The following is a 16,582-nucleotide window of genomic DNA, read 5'->3' on the forward strand; positions in this document are numbered from 1 at the left end:
TGTACCCCGTGCCCGTATGGAGGTGCGGAGGTGCGCGGTATACGACGAAGCGAGGTAGATCCGGGAGGTCGAGGTGAACCGTGCAGACCACGGATCTCGCCACATTCCCGTACTTCTCACCCGCGCGGCCGAATTGCTCGACCCGGTATTGGCCGCCCCCGACGCGGTCTATCTCGACGCCACCCTCGGCCTCGGCGGACACGCCGAGTACTTTCTGCGCACCCATCCGAACCTGCGCCTGATCGGGTTGGATCGCGATACCGTCGCCCTCGAACACGCCGCTGCCCGACTGGCGGTGTATCGGGACCGAATCACCCTGGTGCACACCAGATACGACGGTATCGCCGCCGCACTGGCCGAGGCGGGACTGCCTTCCATCGGCTCGGTCGACGGCATCCTGATGGATCTGGGGGTCTCGTCCATGCAGCTGGACGAGACCGACCGCGGCTTCGCCTATTCGGTGGACGCGCCACTGGATATGCGAATGGACCCCACCACCGGTCCCACCGCCGCCGATGTGCTCAACACCTACGACCGCGGCGAACTGATCCGGGTGCTGAAAACCTATGGCGAGGAACGATTCGCGAACCGGATCGCGAGCGAGATCGTGCGGCGCCGCGCGCAACGGCCGTTCCGCACCAGTGCGGAACTGGTGCGGTTGCTCTACGACACCATTCCGGCTGCGACCCGGCGCACCGGTGGGCATCCGGCCAAACGGACCTTCCAGGCATTGCGGGTGGAGGTCAACGGTGAACTCGATTCGCTGCGTGCCGCATTACCCGCCGCGCTGGACTCGTTGCGCCTCGGCGGTCGGATCGTCGTCATGTCCTATCAGTCGCTCGAGGATCGGGTGGTGAAGCAGGAACTGACCCGGCGCGCGACCTCCCGGACGCCGATCGACCTGCCGGTCGAACTTCCCGGTATGGGACCGGAATTCCGGGTATTGACCCGAGGTGCGGAACAGGCGACCGCGGCCGAGATCGAGGACAATCCGCGTGCGGCTCCCGTGCGGATGCGCGCGGCGGAACGGATCTCGGAACAGGAGGCGTGATGGAGCTCGGGCGCGCGGCGGTCCGTTGCCCCCGCGGGGCGCGCAAGCGCCCACGCGGCACGGTGGGGCGCGGTTCGACGACCGGACCGGGCACGCGGAAGCGGGGGATATCGGGATGAGTGTGCGCACACACCACAGCGAGGCCGATCGACCGGCCCGCCGCGCCCGATCGGCCGATCAGGGGAAAACCGCTGCCGCGCAACGCGCCTATGCGCGACGAGGCCGCCGGACCGAGGGGCGCTCGTCTGCCGGCGCGGTATTGGCGGCGCGGGACAGGTCGACGACGGCCGGCCGGATTCCGTTCGTCGTGGCGATCATGGTGATGATCGGTTGTGGACTCGCACTCACCCTGTTGCTGACCACGCGGGCCGCCGAGGCCAGCTATCAGCTCGGCGACGCCCGCGCCGTCAATCGGGCGCTCGCCGACGAGCGCGCGGCCCTGCGGCGGGAGGTGGCCGCGGCCGACTCCCCGCCCGAACTGGCCGCCCGGGCCCGCGAACTCGGAATGATCCCGGCCATGGATCCGGCGCGGCTGCTGGTCGGTCCGGACGGGAAGGTCACCGTGATCGGTGAACCGAGACCCGCGCAGGGCACCCCGGTGCCGCCGCTCAACCCGCCGCCGCCCACCCCTCGCCATGGCCCGACCCCCGGAGAACGGCTCGTACCGGTCACCACCACTCCGCCGCCACCCGCGCCGGTGCTCGAGGAGGGCGGCGTCGTCGCGGCACCACCCATGGACGGCGAGCCTGCGGGGGAGGAGGCCCCGGCGACCACGGATGCGGTATCCCCGGAAGACACCCCACAACCACCCGAGGTGCCCACGGAACCGGGAACAGTCGACCCACCCTCGTCGGATACGGACCCCGCGTCGACGGACGGCGCATCCGAAGTGACACCCCCGACCCCACCCGGTGACGCCCCCGTGGATGGGGTGGACGCACCGGCGAGCGCACTCGACGGCAACCGGCCGAATACTCCCGAACCCTTCGTCGAGAGCTCCACGGAGGGCGCCGCGGGACAACCATCCGACCAGCGGGCGCCCCGCGAGGAGGTGCGATGAATCAGGGCAGGCCCGGCGGCGGTCGAGGACGGGGGGCCACTCGTCGCTCCGCGCCGCGAACCACGGCGCCCCGCCGGGCGGCATCACGGAAATCGGCATCCGGGAAAGCGATTCCGCCCAAACCGAGGTCCCGGCCGCGTGCCACGATATCGGCGGCGGACCGGTCCTTCCGATTGCGGATGAGCGCCGGTCGGATCGCCATGCTGCTGGCGCTCGTCGTCGTCGCCCTGCAACTGTTGTGGATCCAGACGGTTTCCGCGCCCGAATTATCGGCGCAGGCGGCGAGTCAGCGCACCGTGCACCAACCCGAACCGGCAACCCGCGGCACCATAACCGACCGGTACGGCACCGCGTTGGCCTTCACCCTGGTCGCGAAAGCGTTGAATTTCCAACCGGTTCAGGTGCGCAAACAGCTCGCCGAGGCACGGGCGAAGGACGATTCGGCCCCCGACCCGGAGGAACGGCTGCGCGCCATCGCCGCCACCATCCACGACAAGCTCGGTTCCCGCGCCCCCTCGGAAGCGGATCTGCTCGAGAAACTGCGCAGCGACGAGCCCTTCGTCTATCTGGTCCGCAATGTCGACGCCCGGATCGCGAGCGAGATCACCGAGGAATTCCCCGAGGTCGGTGCGGAACGACAGGATCTGCGGGAATATCCGGGCGGATCACTGGCCGCCAATATCGTCGGCGCCACCGGGTGGGACGGGCACGGACAGATCGGGTTGGAATCTGCGCTGGACTCGGTGCTCGCCGGCACCGACGGATCGCACACCTACGACCGAGGTTCCGACGGCGCGGTCATTCCGGGTAGTCGACGCGATCACCAGCCCGCCGTCGACGGGAACAATGTCGAACTGACACTGGACTCGTATCTGCAGTACTACGTTCAGCAGCAGGTGCAGCAGGCCAAGGACAAATCCGGGGCTCGTTCCGCCTCGGCGGTGGTCCTGGACGCCAAAACCGGTCAGGTGCTGGCCATGGCCAACGACGGCACATTCAATCCGGCGCTGGGGCCGCAGCACTGGAAACCCTCCGGTCTGGACAATCCGTCGGTGACCCAGCCGTTCGAACCCGGTTCGGTGAACAAGATCGTCACCGCCGCCGCTGCGCTCGAGTACGGACTGACCACCCCCGACGAGGTGCACGAGGTGCCCGGCAGTATTCAGATGGCCGGGGTGACGGTCGGCGACGCATGGGATCACGGTGTCGTGCACTACACCACCACCGGCATCTTCGGTAAATCGTCCAATGTCGGGACCCTCATGCTGGCGCAGCGGGTGGGCGAGGACCGGTTCGCAGATATGCTCACCCGGTTCGGGCTGGGCAGCCGCACCGGTGTCGGACTGCCCGGCGAGAGCGCGGGTCTGCTGCCCGCCCGCGACCAGTGGTCCGGCGGCACCTTCGCCAACCTGCCGATCGGACAGGGTCTTTCGATGACGACCCTGCAGATGACCGGGATGTACCAGGCCATCGCCAACGACGGGGTGCGGATTCCGCCGCGGATCATCCGCGCCACCATCGCCCCGGACGGTACCCGCACCGAGGAACCCACCCCGGACGGGGTGCGGGTGGTGAGTCCGGAAACCGCACGTACCCTGCGCACCATGTTCCAGGCGGTGGTCCAGGACGACCCGAGTGGAGTGCAACTGGGCACCGGCGTGCCCGCGGCGGTGCCCGGCTATCGCATTGCGGGCAAAACCGGTACCGCACAGCAGGTGGATCCGAACTGTCGGTGTTATTCGACATCGTCGCACTGGATCACATTCGCGGGTATGGCGCCCGCCGACAACCCCCGCTACGTCATCGGCCTGATGTTGGACGCCCCGGTCCGCAGTTCCGATGGCAGTGGTGGACAATCCGTGGCCCCGCTGTTCCACAACATCGCCTCGTGGGCATTGCAGCGCGACCGTATCCCACCGTCGACCGAGCCCGATCCGCGGTTCGTGCTGCAGGCATCGTGAATCGGCGAACCGCGTTCGGCTCCGAGACCCGGCGTCGGTAACCTGACTCGTCGTCCGTGTACGCGTTCCACAACCAACGCAGAGAGGATCCCTGTGCCCGCGCAGTCCAGCCAGCACGCGCTCCGGCCGGCCCGGCCGCCGTCGACGCCGCTGTCCGACCTGCTGGAACTGATCGCCGCGCAGCCGCGGCAGGACGTCCCCGCCGATCTCGTGGTCACCGGTATCGAACAGCGCTCCGACGCGGTTCTGCCCGGTGACCTGTTCGTCGCATTGCCGGGTTCCCGCGCGCACGGCGCCCGATTCGCTCGGGCCGCGGTGGAGCGCGGTGCGGTGGCGGTGCTCACCGACGCCGAAGGCGCCGAGTTGGCCGGTGAGTTGTCCGTGCCGGTACTGGTGCGGTCGCACCCGCGGGCGGTGCTCGGGGAACTGTCGGCGGCCGTCTACGGCAACCCGTCGCAACGGTTGCGCATCATCGGCATCACCGGCACCTCCGGTAAGACCACCACCTCCTATCTGGTGGAGGCCGGATTGGCCGCCGCCGGTCTGTCCACCGCGCTGATCGGCACCATCGAGACCCGCATCGGGGGGCGCCGGGTGCCGAGTGCTCTGACCACCCCGGAAGCGCCGCAACTGCACGCCATGTTCGCGCTGATGGTGGAGCAGGGGGTGGACGCGGTGGTCATGGAGGTGTCCAGTCACGCGCTGGCATTGGGGCGGGTCGACGGGGTGCGGTTCGCCGTGGGGGCCTTCACCAATCTGTCGCAGGACCATTTGGACTTCCACGCCGATTTCGAGGACTATTTCGCGGCCAAGCGCCGGCTGTTCGAAGCCGGTTCGCCGGTCGCCGCGCGCACCGCCGTGGTCTGTGTCGACGACGCGTGGGGACGGCGTCTGGCCGACGAATTGGCCGATCCGATCCGCGTCGCCACCACCACCGACGAGGCCGACTGGACGCCGGCCGTGCCCGCCCGGCCGCACGACGGGGAGCAGGAGTTCACCGCATCCGGTCCCGACGGTGAGGTGGTGGTCCGGCTGCGTCTGCCCGGCGATTACAACGTCGCCAACGGACTGTTGGCAGTGGCGGTCTGCGCGGCTGCGGGGGTCGAGCCGCAGATCGCGGCGCCCGCGCTGGCGACGGTGGACGTGCCGGGGCGGATGCAGCGAGTGGAGCGCGGTCAACAGTTCCTCGCACTGGTCGACTACGCGCACAAACCCGCCGCTCTGGAGTCGGTGATCGCCACGCTCCGCGGGCATCTGGCCGCGGCGGGCTCCGGTGGTCGGTTGGCGGTGGTGGTCGGCGCGGGTGGCGATCGGGATGCCGGGAAACGTGGTCTGATGGGTGCGGCGGCGGCGCGTGGCGCCGATCTGCTGATCGTCACCGACGACAACCCTCGGAGCGAGGACCCGGCCGCCATTCGCGCCGCGCTGTGCGCGGGCGCGGCGAATATCCCCGAGAGCCAGCGCGGTGAGGTACGCGATATCGGCGATCGAGCCGCCGCCATCGAGGCCGCGGTTCGGTGGGCGCGACCCGGCGATGTGGTGTTGGTCGCCGGTAAGGGACACGAAGTAGGGCAGGAGATCCAGGGCGTGAAATATCCGTTCGACGATCGCGAAGTGCTCGCGGCGGCGATCGAGGCATTACGACAGGACGGTCCGCAGAGCACGAATGCGGAGGACTTGACGGTTCCATGATCGACATGACACTGCGGGACATCGCCGACGCCGTGGGCGGTGAGCTGCACGACGTCGACGACCCGGAGGTGCGGGTGACCGGGACGGTCGAATTCGATTCGCGCCGTATCGGTCCCGGGGGGTTGTTCCTCGCCCTGCCGGGCGAGCACGCCGACGGCCACGACTACGCGGCCGCGGCGATCGCGGCGGGCGCGGTGGCGGTGCTGGCCGCCCGACCGGTGGGGGTGCCCGCCATCGTGGTCTCTCCCACGCCCGGTGCGCTGCCGCCGGGCTCCCTCGCGCTGGCCCATGATTCCGACGGTTCCGGTGCCGCGGTACTCACCGCGCTGGCCGCATTGGCCGAGACCAGTGTGCGGCGGTTGGTCGCCGCGGGCGGGTTGACCGTCGTCGGGGTCACCGGTTCCTCCGGGAAGACCTCGACCAAAGACCTGTTGTCGGCGGTGCTGGCCCCATTGGGGTCGGTGGTTGCGCCGCCGGGCTCCTTCAACAACGAACTGGGTCATCCGTGGACCGCATTGCGCGCCGACGCCGAGACCCGGTTCCTGGTGCTGGAACTGTCCGCGCGCGGCGCCGGCCATATCGCCGCCCTGGCCCGGGTGGCGCCGCCGAGTATCGGAGTGGTGCTCAATGTCGGCACCGCCCACCTGGGCGAATTCGGCGGCCGGGAGGCGATTGCGCAGGCCAAGGGAGAACTCGTCGAGGCATTGCCGGCCACCGGTCTGGCCGTCCTCAACGCCGACGATCCGCGGGTGGCGGCCATGCGCGAGCGCACCGCGGCCCGCGTGGTCACCGTTGGGTGCAGCGCCGACGCGGATATCCGGGCCACCGATATCACCCTCGACGAACAGGCGCGGGCCGTATTCGTCCTGCACACCCCACACGGCAGCACCGAGGTCCGGTTGGCCGTGCACGGTGAGCATCAGGTCGGAAACGCCTTGGCCGCGGCCGCGGTGGCCCTGGAATGCGGCGCCGATCTCGACACCGTCGCCGCCGCTCTCTCCGACGCCAAGGCCGTATCGGCACGGCGGATGGACGTGCGGACCACCGAGCGTGGGGTCACGGTCATCAACGACTCCTACAACGCCAACCCCGATTCCACGCGGGCTGCGCTCAAGGCGTTGGTCACCATGGCCCGCGCGAGTGAGCGTCCGCGGCGCAGTTGGGCGGTTCTCGGCGAGATGGCCGAACTCGGTGAGGAATCGGTGATCGAACACGATCGCATCGGTCGGCTGGCGGTCCGGCTGGACGTCGACCGGCTGGTCGTGGTCGGTACGGGACGACCCTCCCGGGGCATGCACCAGGGCGCGGTCATGGAAGGCTCCTGGGGCGAGGAATCGGTCCTCGTCCCCGATATCGATGCGGCGATCGCACTGCTCGACACCGAAGTCGAGGCGGGCGATGTGGTTTTGGTCAAGGCCTCGCAGTCGATCGGACTGTGGGCCGTGGCAGAGTACTTGCTGGCCGCCGACGGCCGGCAGCGGGCCGGTGACCCTCACCAGGTCTCGGGCCAGGGTAGTACGGAGGCAGTGCGGTGAGGCAGATCTTGTTCGCGGCGGCGATCGCGCTGGCGGTGTCGATCATGTTGACCCCGCTGCTGATCCGGATATTCGCCCGACAGGGCTTCGGGCAGGAGATCCGGGTCGACGGTCCGGCCAGCCATCAGTCCAAACGCGGCACACCGACCATGGGCGGTGTGGCCATCCTCATCGGTATGTGGGCCGGCTACCTCGGCTCGCACCTGATCGGTATCGGCTATGACGCCGAGGGGCCGACCGCGTCGGCGCTGCTGGTCCTCGGACTGGCCACCGCTTTGGGCGGGGTCGGGTTCATCGATGACTTCATCAAGATCCGCAAGGGTCGCAACCTCGGTCTCACCGCCGCCGGCAAGTACATCGGCCAGATCTCCGCGGCGGTGGCCTTCGGTGTCCTTGCCCTGCAGTTCTCCAACGGTGGGCTCACCCCGGCCAGCCGGCAGCTGTCCTATGTGCGCGATATCAACACCGTCTCCATGGGTGTGATCGTGTTCCTGGCGTTCGTGTGCCTGGTCGTGGTCGCCTGGTCGAACGCGGTGAACCTCACCGACGGATTGGACGGATTGGCCGCCGGCTCCATGAGTCTGGTGCTGGGCGGCTATGTGATCATCACGTTCTGGCAGTACTACCACGCCTGCGAGACCAAACCGGAGACCGGCTGCTACAACGTGCGCGATCCGCTGGACCTGGCATTGGTCTGTGCCGCGGGCACGGCGGCCTGTATCGGCTTCCTGTGGTGGAATGCCGCGCCCGCCAAGATCTTCATGGGCGATACCGGTTCGTTGGCCCTGGGCGGTCTGATCGCGGGCCTGTCCATCACCACCCGCACCGAGCTGCTGATGATCGTGATGGGCGCGCTGTTCGTGGCCGAGGCCGCCTCGGTGGTGCTGCAGGTGGCGGTGTTCCGCACCACGCGCAACCGGTTGTTCAAGATGGCGCCGTTCCATCACCATTTCGAGCTCAGTAAATGGGCGGAGACAACGGTGATCATCAGGTTCTGGCTGTTGGCCGCCATGGCGTCGGCGGTCGGTCTGGGCCTGTTCTACAGCGAATATCTCTCGGCGGTCGGGTGAACTGACAATGGTGGAATATTCTCCGCGGGCCCTGCGCTCCCCGGGACCCATGCTGGAATTCCTGCGGGGCCGCGATGTGCTGGTCGCCGGGTGGGGGATCTCGGGACAGTCGCTGGTCGAACCTCTGCGCGATATCGGCGCCCGTCCGGTGGTCACCGACAACGGCGCCACGGCATTGGCCGAGGCCGCCGAACTGGGACTGGAAGTGGCCACGAGCACGCAGTTGGAGGACAGCGACTGGTCGCGGTTCGCATTGGTGATCACCAGCCCGGGGTGGCGTCCGGATTCGCCGGTGCTGGCATCGGCGGTCGCCGAGGGCATTCCCGTCTGGGGCGATGTGGAGTTCGCCTGGTGGGTGGATCAGGCCCGGATCTACGGTCCGGCCCGCAAATGGCTGGTGGTGACCGGCACCAACGGTAAAACCACCACCACATCGATGGTGTACTCGATCCTGCGGGCTGCGGGTATTCCCAGTGTCGCGTGCGGCAATATCGGGCTGCCCATCCTGGACGCGCTGCGCCGCACCCCCGGACCGCAGGTGTTGGCGGTGGAACTGTCCTCGTTCCAACTGCACTGGGCGCCGTCGGTACGGCCGGAGGCCGGGGTGGTGCTCAATGTGGCCGAGGACCATCTGGACTGGCACGGCGGTCTGGACGCCTACGCGGCCGCGAAGGGACGGGCGCTGCTCGGCCGGGTCGGCATCGTGGGATTGGACGATCCCGTCGCCGCCGCATTGGCCCGTCGCTCCAAGGCTCGCCGCACTGTCGGATTCCGGGTCGGGGTACCCGCCGACGGGGAACTGGGTGTCGTGGACGGCAAACTGCTCGACCGTGCCTTCACCAAGGCCGCAATCCTGGCCGAGACCAAGGAGATCAGCCCGCCCGGACCGGCCGGTGTCGCCGATGCGCTGGCAGCCGCGGCGCTGACCCGCGCCATCGATGTGGCGCCGCAGTTCGTGCGGGAGGGCCTGGTCGAACACAAGGTGGGTCCGCATCGCGCGGCCCTGGTGCGGGAACTGGGCGGGGTCGAGTTCATCGATGACTCCAAGGCCACCAACCCGCATGCGGCCCTCTCGTCGATCCTGGCGCATCAGCAGGTGGTCTGGCTGGCCGGTGGTCAGCTCAAGGGCGCGAGCGTGGACGACCTGGTGGAAGAGGTGGCCGACCGGTTGGTGGCCGCCGTGCTCATCGGCGCCGACGCGCCGGTGATCGCGGAAGCGTTGGCGCGACACGCACCGGAGGTCCCCGTGGTCCAGTTGGACGCGGGGGACGATGCGTTCATGGGGCAGGCACTGTTGCAACGGGCGGCCGGGGAAACCGGCGACGCCGAACCGAATATCGCCGAGATCGTGATGGCGCGTGCCGTCCGGGAGGCGGCGGCGTTCGCCGGTCCCGGCGACACCGTGCTGTTGGCGCCCGCCGCGGCGTCGCTGGACATGTTCGACGGCTACAGCCATCGGGGCCGTAGCTTCGTCACCGCGGTGGAGGCCCTGGAGGACGGGGATATCGGGCGGCGGCTATGAGCTCGTCCGGTGCCCGGCACCCGCAGCTGGGCCGTTTCGGGGCCTGGTTGGCGCGGCCGTTGGCGTCGTTTCATCTGGTGGTGACCATCGCCACCCTGCTGACCGTGTTGGGGCTGGTAATGGTGCTGTCGGCTTCCAGCGTGGAGTCCTACGCCGATGGGGGCTCGGCCTATTCGCTGTTCATCCAGCAGACGCTGTACGCCGTGGTCGGGGTGGTGCTGTTCTACCTCGCGCTGCGGATTCCGGTGCGCCGGCTGCGGCAGCTGTCCTTCCCGTTGTTCGCGGTCTCGGTGCTGCTGCTGGTGCTGGTGTTGATTCCCGGGATCGGCAGCCGGGTCAACGGCGCGCGGCGCTGGCTCGATCTGGGGCTGTTCTCGGTGCAGCCGTCGGAGGTCGTCAAGGTGACCTTCGTGGTGTGGGGCGCACATCTGCTGGTCTCGCGCCGCGCCGAACACGCCGGTCTCAAGGATCTGATGGTGCCGTTGGTGCCGGCCGGTCTGCTGGTCTGCCTGCTCATCGTGTTGCAGCCCAATCTGTCGACCACCATCGCGGTGGGTATCGTGCTCGCCGCCCTGCTGTGGTTCGGCGGGGTGCCGGTGCGGCTGTTCATCACCATGGCGGTGGCCGGTCTCGTCGCCGCCGGTCTGCTCGCCCTGTCGGCCGGTTATCGGTCCGACCGGATGCGCGCGTTCTTCAACCCCGGCGACGATCCGCAGGGCATCAACTATCAGGCCCGGCAGGCCATGTACTCGCTCGCCGACGGCGGTATCTGGGGACGAGGATTGGGGCAGAGCCGGGCCAAGTGGAGCTATCTGCCCAACTCACACAACGACTTCATCTTCGCCATCATCGGCGAGGAGCTCGGGTTCCTCGGCTGCGCACTGGTCCTCGGCCTGTTCGCGCTGTTCGTCTACACCGGGCTCCGGATCGCGGCCCGCTCGGTCGATCCGTTCCTGCGGTTGCTCACCGCGACGGCCACGACCTGGATCGCCGGGCAGGCGCTGATCAATATCGGCTATGTGGTGGGGCTGCTGCCGGTGACCGGATTGCAGCTGCCACTGGTTTCGGCGGGTGGTTCGTCGCTGGCGATCACCCTGCTGATGTTCGGCATCATCGCCAATGCCGCCCGACACGAACCGGAGGCCGTCGCCGCCCTGCACGCCGGCCGGGACGGGCGGGTCAGCCGGCTGCTGCGGTTGCCGCAGCCGGAGGTGTACTCCCCGGGGCGGGCCCATTCCGCCCCCACCCGGTCGGCCCGAATCCGAAGTGGCGACCGGGGTCGCGCGCGGCCCGAGACGAGTGGTCACGGAACCCGCGCGCTCCGTACCACCCGGGCCTGGGAACCCAGCTACCCGGTGACACACGCACGAGAACGAGGAAGATCCAGGTGAGCGTAAACCGGTCCACGAACGAGAACTCGGCCACCGGGGCGGAGGGTTCGGGGCTGTCGGTGATCGTCGCCGGCGGTGGTACCGCCGGCCATATCGAACCCGCGTTGGCCGTGGCCGACGCGTTGCGCCGGATGGATCCCTCGATCCGGGTGACCGCCCTGGGCACCGCCCGCGGGTTGGAAACCCGACTGGTACCCGAGCGCGGCTACCCGCTGGAGCTGGTCCCGCCGGTCCCGCTGCCCCGGAAACCGACCATGGACCTGCTGCGGTTGCCCGGTCGGGTCCGGGCGTCGGTGGCCCGCACTCGGGAGATCATCGATACCGTGCAGGCCGATGTGATCGTCGGTTTCGGCGGTTATGTGGCGCTGCCCGCCTATCTGGCGGCGGGTAAGGGATTGTTCCGGCGGCGGAGCGCGGTTCCGGTGGTGGTGCACGAGGCCAATGCCAAGGCCGGTATCGCCAACAAGGTGGGCGCGCGCCGGGCGGCGCGGGTATTGGCGGCCGTACCCGATTCCGGGCTGGCCGCGGATGTCGTGGGCATTCCGGTGCGGTCGGCCATCACCTCGCTCGACCGGGCCGCGCTGCGCGCCGAGGCGCGCGCGCATTTCGGGCTGCCCGCCGAGGGGCCGGTGCTGCTGGTGTTCGGCGGCTCGCAGGGGGCGCGCTCGCTCAACGAAGCCGTATCCGGCGCGGCGCCGCAGTTGGCGGCGGCCGGGATCTCCGTGCTGCACGCGCACGGCCCCAAGAACACCCTCGACATCTCCGGCGCCGACTCGCCCGACGCGCCGTATGTAGCGGTGCCCTACCTGTCTCGGATGGATTTGGCCTACGCTGCCGCCGATGCGGTGGTCTGCCGGTCCGGGGCGATGACGGTCGCCGAGGTGTCGGCGGTCGGACTGCCCGCGGTGTATGTCCCCCTTCCCCATGGAAACGGCGAACAGGAACTCAATGCCCGGCCCGTGGTGGCCCAGGGGGGTGGCAGAATTGTGCCGGATTCGGAAATGTCCCCGAAATACGTGATCGATGAGGTGATACCGCTGCTCATGGACCCGGCACGAGTGCAGGAGATGGGGCGCGCCGCGGCGCATGCCGGCCATCGGGACGCCGCCGATACGGTGGCGCGGATCGTGCTGGAGGTGGCGGGCCGATGACGGAGGAGTATCCGGTTTCCGCGGCCGTCGACCGTTCGGCGCTGCCGTCGGAGCTGGAGCGGGTCCATATGGTCGGTATCGGCGGGGCGGGTATGTCCGGGATCGCCCGGATTCTGCTGTCGCGCGGCGGTTCGGTCTCCGGGTCCGACGCCAAGGAGAGCCGAGGCGTATTGGCCCTGCGCGCCCGTGGTGCCCAGGTGCGGATCGGCCACGATGCCGGCGCGCTGGACCTGCTGCCCGGCGGCCCGACCGCGGTGGTCACCACCTACGCCGCCATTCCCAAGACGAATCCCGAACTGGTGGAGGCCCGTCGGCGGGACATACCGGTGCTGCTGCGGCCCACCGTTCTGGCCGCGCTGATGAACGGCCACCGCACCCTGCTGGTATCGGGCACCCACGGTAAGACGTCGACCACATCGATGCTGATCGTCTCGCTACAGCACTGCGGACTGGACCCGTCGTTCGCGGTGGGCGGTGAACTCAACGAGGCGGGCACCAACGCCCATCACGGTAACGGCGATATCTTCGTCGCCGAGGCCGATGAGAGCGACGGGTCGCTACTGCAGTACACCCCGGATGTCGCCGTGGTCACCAATATCGAATCCGACCACCTGGACTTCTTCGGTTCCGCCGAGGCCTACGTCCAGGTCTTCGACGATTTCGCGGATCGACTGGGACCCGGTGGTCTGCTGGTGGTGTGTCTGGACGATCCGGGGGCCGCGGCATTGGCCCGACGGGTCGGCGACCGGCTGGCCGCCCGTGGCGTGCAGGTGCTCGGCTACGGCTCCGGTGATCCGGCCGAGGCCCCGGTTCCGATGGGGGTGCGGCTGCACAGCTGGGAACCGCGGGATGTCGGCGGTTTGGCCCAGTTCCAGTTGACCGGCGAGTCCGCGCCGCGCACGCTCCGGTTGTCGGTGCCCGGCCGACATATGGCCCTCAACGCCCTGGCGGCCCTGCTGGCCGCGCGGGCGGCGGGCGCGGATGTGGACGAGATCGTCCAAGGGCTGGAGGGTTTCGGCGGGGTGCATCGCCGGTTCCAGTTCGTCGGTCGGGAGAACGGGGTGCGGGTCTTCGACGATTACGCCCACCATCCGACGGAGGTGCGTGCCGTGCTCGGCGCCGCCGCCGAACTGGTCCGGCAGGAGGCCGCCGACGGTGCCAGATCCCGACAGGGCCGGGTGCTCGTGGTCTTCCAACCGCATCTGTACAGCCGCACCGCGACTTTCGCCGCGGAGTTCGGGTCTGCGCTCGATCTCGCCGACGAGGTGGTGGTGCTCGATGTCTACGGGGCCCGAGAGGAACCGCTGCCGGGTGTGAACGGTGCCCTGGTCGCCCAGTCGGTCGGCAAACCCGTGCACTACCAACCGGATATGTCGCGGGTCGGTCGGCAGGTCGCGGGCCTGGCCCGGCCGGGCGATGTGGTGATCACCATGGGAGCGGGCGATGTGACGATGCTCGGTTCGCAGATCCTCGACGGACTACGCACCCGTCCGCAGTACGGGCGGTGAGCGGGAGTGCGGTTCGGGGCCGAACTCTCCGGTGTGGGCGATTGGCGTCGGATTCGCCGGTGGGCGGTGCCGATCGTGGGCGTACTGGTGGCCTTGGGCGCCATCGCCTGGTTCACCCCGATGCTGGCGGTCCGCGAGGTGCGTATCGAAGGAGTGTCCGCGGTTCCCGAGGAACAGGTCCGCGAGTTGCTCGCAATCCCCGATGGGTTGTCGATCCTGCGCATCGATACCGCGGCCATGGCCACGCGGGTGTCGGAGATTCCGAAGGTGCGGTCGGTGCGGGTGCGGCGATCACTGCCGGCCACGGTGCAGGTGACGGTGCAGGAGCGAACGCCGGTGCTGTACTACGGCGATCCGCAGGAGGCCCATCTGTTGGATGCCGACGGGGTGGAGTACGCGATCGAGTCGGCGCCGATCGGGGTGCCGCGGTTGCGCACCGAGCATCCCGGTATGGACGATCCGCTCACCCGGGCCGCCGTCGAGGTGGCGACCGCATTACCGCCCGCGCTGGAAATTCAGGTCGACGAGGTGATTGCCCGGTCGTTGTCGGATATTTCGCTGACCCTGCGCGACGGCCGCGCGGTACTGTGGGGGAGCAGCGCGGACGCCGAACGCAAATCGGCGGTGGTAATGCCGTTGTTGACGCGCGAGGGGACCGTGTTCGATGTCTCGAGTCCCAGTCTGGTCACGGTAAGATGAACGCTACCCACCATGCCCGCTTCGACGGTGCGTACGCATCGTGTGCGGCGGTTGTCGAACGGGTAGGCGGTGTCGGTGCGGGAGGGGTGCCACGATGTGCGCCTTCGCCGGGGCGCTACCGTTCGCGATGCGGTATCCGGTGCGTCGGTACGAGGGAGTTCAACCAAGATTCTGGTTCTCACCTCGGCGCGCCTGCGAGCGGATCGCGACGGTGGCGAATAGCGTTCCGCACCAGTCGGATACTTGACATAACGCCAACCCTATGGTTGAGGCTTAGGGTTTGCCCGAAACGCGGATCGCTGGGACCCGGTGCCCACTTGACGCGGCCCGGTACCGGGCATCCGAAAACGACAGGCTTTGGATCGAAGGAAGGCGAGCGCCCATGACGCCCCCGCACAACTACCTTGCAGTGATCAAGGTCGTCGGTATCGGCGGCGGCGGCGTGAACGCCGTCAACCGAATGATCGAACAGGGACTCAAGGGAGTCGAGTTCATCGCCGTCAATACCGATGCCCAGGCGCTGCTGATGAGTGACGCCGACGTCAAACTCGATGTGGGGCGCGAACTCACCCGAGGGCTGGGCGCAGGCGCCGACCCGGAGGTCGGACGCAAGGCCGCCGAGGACCACAAGGACGAGATCGAAGAGGTGCTCAAGGGCGCCGATATGGTCTTCGTGACCGCCGGTGAGGGCGGCGGCACCGGTACCGGTGGCGCCCCGGTTGTGGCGAGTATCGCGCGCAAGTTGGGCGCGCTGACCATCGGTGTGGTGACCCGGCCGTTCTCCTTCGAGGGCAAACGCCGTGGCAATCAGGCCGAGGTGGGCATCAACCTGCTGCGCGAATCCTGCGACACCCTGATCGTCATTCCGAACGACCGACTACTCCAGCTCGGCGATGCCGCGGTGAGCCTCATGGACGCCTTCCGCTCCGCCGACGAGGTGCTGCTCAACGGTGTTCAGGGCATTACCGATCTCATCACCACGCCGGGTCTGATCAATGTCGACTTCGCCGACGTCAAGAGCGTGATGTCCGGTGCGGGTAGCGCTTTGATGGGTATCGGTTCGGCGCGGGGCGAGGGTCGTTCGGTGAAGGCCGCCGAGGCGGCGATCAATTCACCGCTGCTGGAGGCCTCCATGGACGGCGCGCACGGGGTGTTGTTGTCGATCGCGGGTGGTTCGGATCTGGGCCTGTTCGAGATCAACGAGGCGGCATCGTTGGTGCAGGAGGCCGCACACATCGAGGCCAACATCATCTTCGGCACCGTGATCGACGATTCGCTCGGTGACGAGGTGCGGGTCACAGTGATCGCCGCCGGTTTCGACGGCGGCGGCCCGGCCCGGCGCACCTTCGACGCCGCCACCGCGCGCGGCGCGGTCGGTGGCGGTCGGGCCGGAGAACTCGGGGCGGGTCGGCAGGCCGAGGTGGGGCACGCGCGCGCTCCCGAATTGGGAATCGGCCGCAGCACCGAAACGTCATCCGTTCGCGACGATGAATTGTCGACCGCCCGTTCGACCGATATCGCTTCCGGTATCGCCCGGGGGCCCGCTCCCAATTACCGCGAGCCGGAACGGATGCGCCCGCCGGTCGATCCGACGGTCACGCACAATACCCGGGCTCATATCCAGCCGCCCGATCCCAACGACGACGATGACGACGACGATGTCGACGTTCCGTCGTTCATGCGCCGCTGACCGTTCGGGACCGGAACCGGGGCCCGACGCGAATCGGTGGTGAGGGCTGTGGTTTCGCACTCACCGTGTTCTCGCCCGCGGCCGGTCCGTATCGTCTGCGACCGCGTGCCGATCGCGGATGAAACGGCTGCACACACCACATCGCGGGTCGAGGTGCGGCGGACTCCGTCCTCGGCTCGAACCCACTTTCCTACGGTCGGGTTCGGGTTCGGCGACGAGTTGTCTCCCGGTTCCGCCGACTAGGCTCGGTGT

12 protein-coding genes are annotated in these 16,582 nt (G+C 68.7%); all 12 read left to right on the forward strand.

Annotation, left to right across the window (positions count from 1 at the left end; translation table 11 throughout):
• Nucleotides 1-73 precede the first annotated feature (73 nt).
• The 12 genes from rsmH (at nucleotide 74) to ftsZ (ending at nucleotide 16,330) form a co-directional block, all read left to right on the forward strand.
• Nucleotides 74-1,051, forward strand: coding sequence for a 16S rRNA (cytosine(1402)-N(4))-methyltransferase RsmH (rsmH, locus tag ON32_RS08000; RefSeq protein ID WP_040790114.1), 978 nt, complete (start codon nucleotides 74-76; stop codon nucleotides 1,049-1,051).
• A 115-nt stretch (nucleotides 1,052-1,166) separates the two neighbouring features.
• Complete coding sequence (ftsL, locus tag ON32_RS29450; protein ID WP_051132984.1) at nucleotides 1,167-2,111, forward strand: cell division protein FtsL; 945 nt, start codon at nucleotides 1,167-1,169, stop codon at nucleotides 2,109-2,111.
• A 179-nt stretch (nucleotides 2,112-2,290) separates the two neighbouring features.
• Nucleotides 2,291-4,072, forward strand: a complete 1,782-nt coding sequence (locus tag ON32_RS08010) for a peptidoglycan D,D-transpeptidase FtsI family protein (RefSeq protein ID WP_157224124.1) — start codon at nucleotides 2,291-2,293, stop codon at nucleotides 4,070-4,072.
• Between the two features lie 87 nt (nucleotides 4,073-4,159).
• Complete coding sequence (locus ON32_RS08015) at nucleotides 4,160-5,764, forward strand: UDP-N-acetylmuramoyl-L-alanyl-D-glutamate--2,6-diaminopimelate ligase (protein WP_373284281.1); 1,605 nt, start codon at nucleotides 4,160-4,162, stop codon at nucleotides 5,762-5,764.
• A complete protein-coding gene (locus ON32_RS08020) occupies nucleotides 5,761-7,299 on the forward strand; it encodes a UDP-N-acetylmuramoyl-tripeptide--D-alanyl-D-alanine ligase (RefSeq protein ID WP_040790116.1) in 1,539 nt (512 codons plus the stop codon). The genes ON32_RS08015 and ON32_RS08020 overlap by 4 nt, the downstream gene beginning before the upstream one ends.
• Entirely contained in the window at nucleotides 7,296-8,369 is a 1,074-nt protein-coding gene (gene mraY / locus ON32_RS08025; protein WP_040790117.1) for a phospho-N-acetylmuramoyl-pentapeptide-transferase, read from the forward strand. The genes ON32_RS08020 and mraY overlap by 4 nt, the downstream gene beginning before the upstream one ends.
• Before the next feature lie 49 nt (nucleotides 8,370-8,418).
• Nucleotides 8,419-9,891, forward strand: coding sequence for a UDP-N-acetylmuramoyl-L-alanine--D-glutamate ligase (gene murD / locus ON32_RS08030; protein WP_040790177.1), 1,473 nt, complete (start codon nucleotides 8,419-8,421; stop codon nucleotides 9,889-9,891).
• Complete coding sequence (ftsW, locus tag ON32_RS08035) at nucleotides 9,888-11,282, forward strand: putative lipid II flippase FtsW (RefSeq protein WP_040790118.1); 1,395 nt, start codon at nucleotides 9,888-9,890, stop codon at nucleotides 11,280-11,282. The genes murD and ftsW overlap by 4 nt, the downstream gene beginning before the upstream one ends.
• The gene (gene murG / locus ON32_RS08040; protein WP_051132985.1) at nucleotides 11,279-12,433 is read left to right on the forward strand and encodes an undecaprenyldiphospho-muramoylpentapeptide beta-N-acetylglucosaminyltransferase; all 1,155 of its coding nucleotides are present in this window, start codon (nucleotides 11,279-11,281) and stop codon (nucleotides 12,431-12,433) included. The genes ftsW and murG overlap by 4 nt, the downstream gene beginning before the upstream one ends.
• Entirely contained in the window at nucleotides 12,430-13,941 is a 1,512-nt protein-coding gene (murC, locus tag ON32_RS08045) for a UDP-N-acetylmuramate--L-alanine ligase (protein ID WP_051132986.1), read from the forward strand. Before murG ends, murC begins: the two co-directional genes overlap by 4 nt.
• A 6-nt stretch (nucleotides 13,942-13,947) precedes the next feature.
• Nucleotides 13,948-14,640 (forward strand): cell division protein FtsQ/DivIB, encoded by a 693-nt coding sequence (locus tag ON32_RS08050; protein WP_245550873.1) that lies wholly within the window; start codon nucleotides 13,948-13,950, stop codon nucleotides 14,638-14,640.
• Between the two features lie 382 nt (nucleotides 14,641-15,022).
• The gene (ftsZ, locus tag ON32_RS08055; protein ID WP_040790120.1) at nucleotides 15,023-16,330 is read left to right on the forward strand and encodes a cell division protein FtsZ; all 1,308 of its coding nucleotides are present in this window, start codon (nucleotides 15,023-15,025) and stop codon (nucleotides 16,328-16,330) included.
• The last annotated feature ends 252 nt before the right edge of the window (nucleotides 16,331-16,582 follow it).

This window comes from Nocardia paucivorans NBRC 100373 (assembly GCF_000308675.1).
Classification (GTDB): domain Bacteria; phylum Actinomycetota; class Actinomycetes; order Mycobacteriales; family Mycobacteriaceae; genus Nocardia; species Nocardia paucivorans.

Coding starts and splice junctions, on each gene's coding strand:
- ftsL (WP_051132984.1), top strand. CDS start 1,167: ATGAGTGTGCGCACACACCACAGCGAGGCCGATCGACCGGCCCGCCGC.
- ON32_RS08010 (WP_157224124.1), top strand. CDS start 2,291: ATGAGCGCCGGTCGGATCGCCATGCTGCTGGCGCTCGTCGTCGTCGCC.
- ON32_RS08020 (WP_040790116.1), top strand. CDS start 5,761: ATGATCGACATGACACTGCGGGACATCGCCGACGCCGTGGGCGGTGAG.
- murD (WP_040790177.1), top strand. CDS start 8,419: ATGCTGGAATTCCTGCGGGGCCGCGATGTGCTGGTCGCCGGGTGGGGG.
- ftsW (WP_040790118.1), top strand. CDS start 9,888: ATGAGCTCGTCCGGTGCCCGGCACCCGCAGCTGGGCCGTTTCGGGGCC.
- murC (WP_051132986.1), top strand. CDS start 12,430: ATGACGGAGGAGTATCCGGTTTCCGCGGCCGTCGACCGTTCGGCGCTG.
- ftsZ (WP_040790120.1), top strand. CDS start 15,023: ATGACGCCCCCGCACAACTACCTTGCAGTGATCAAGGTCGTCGGTATC.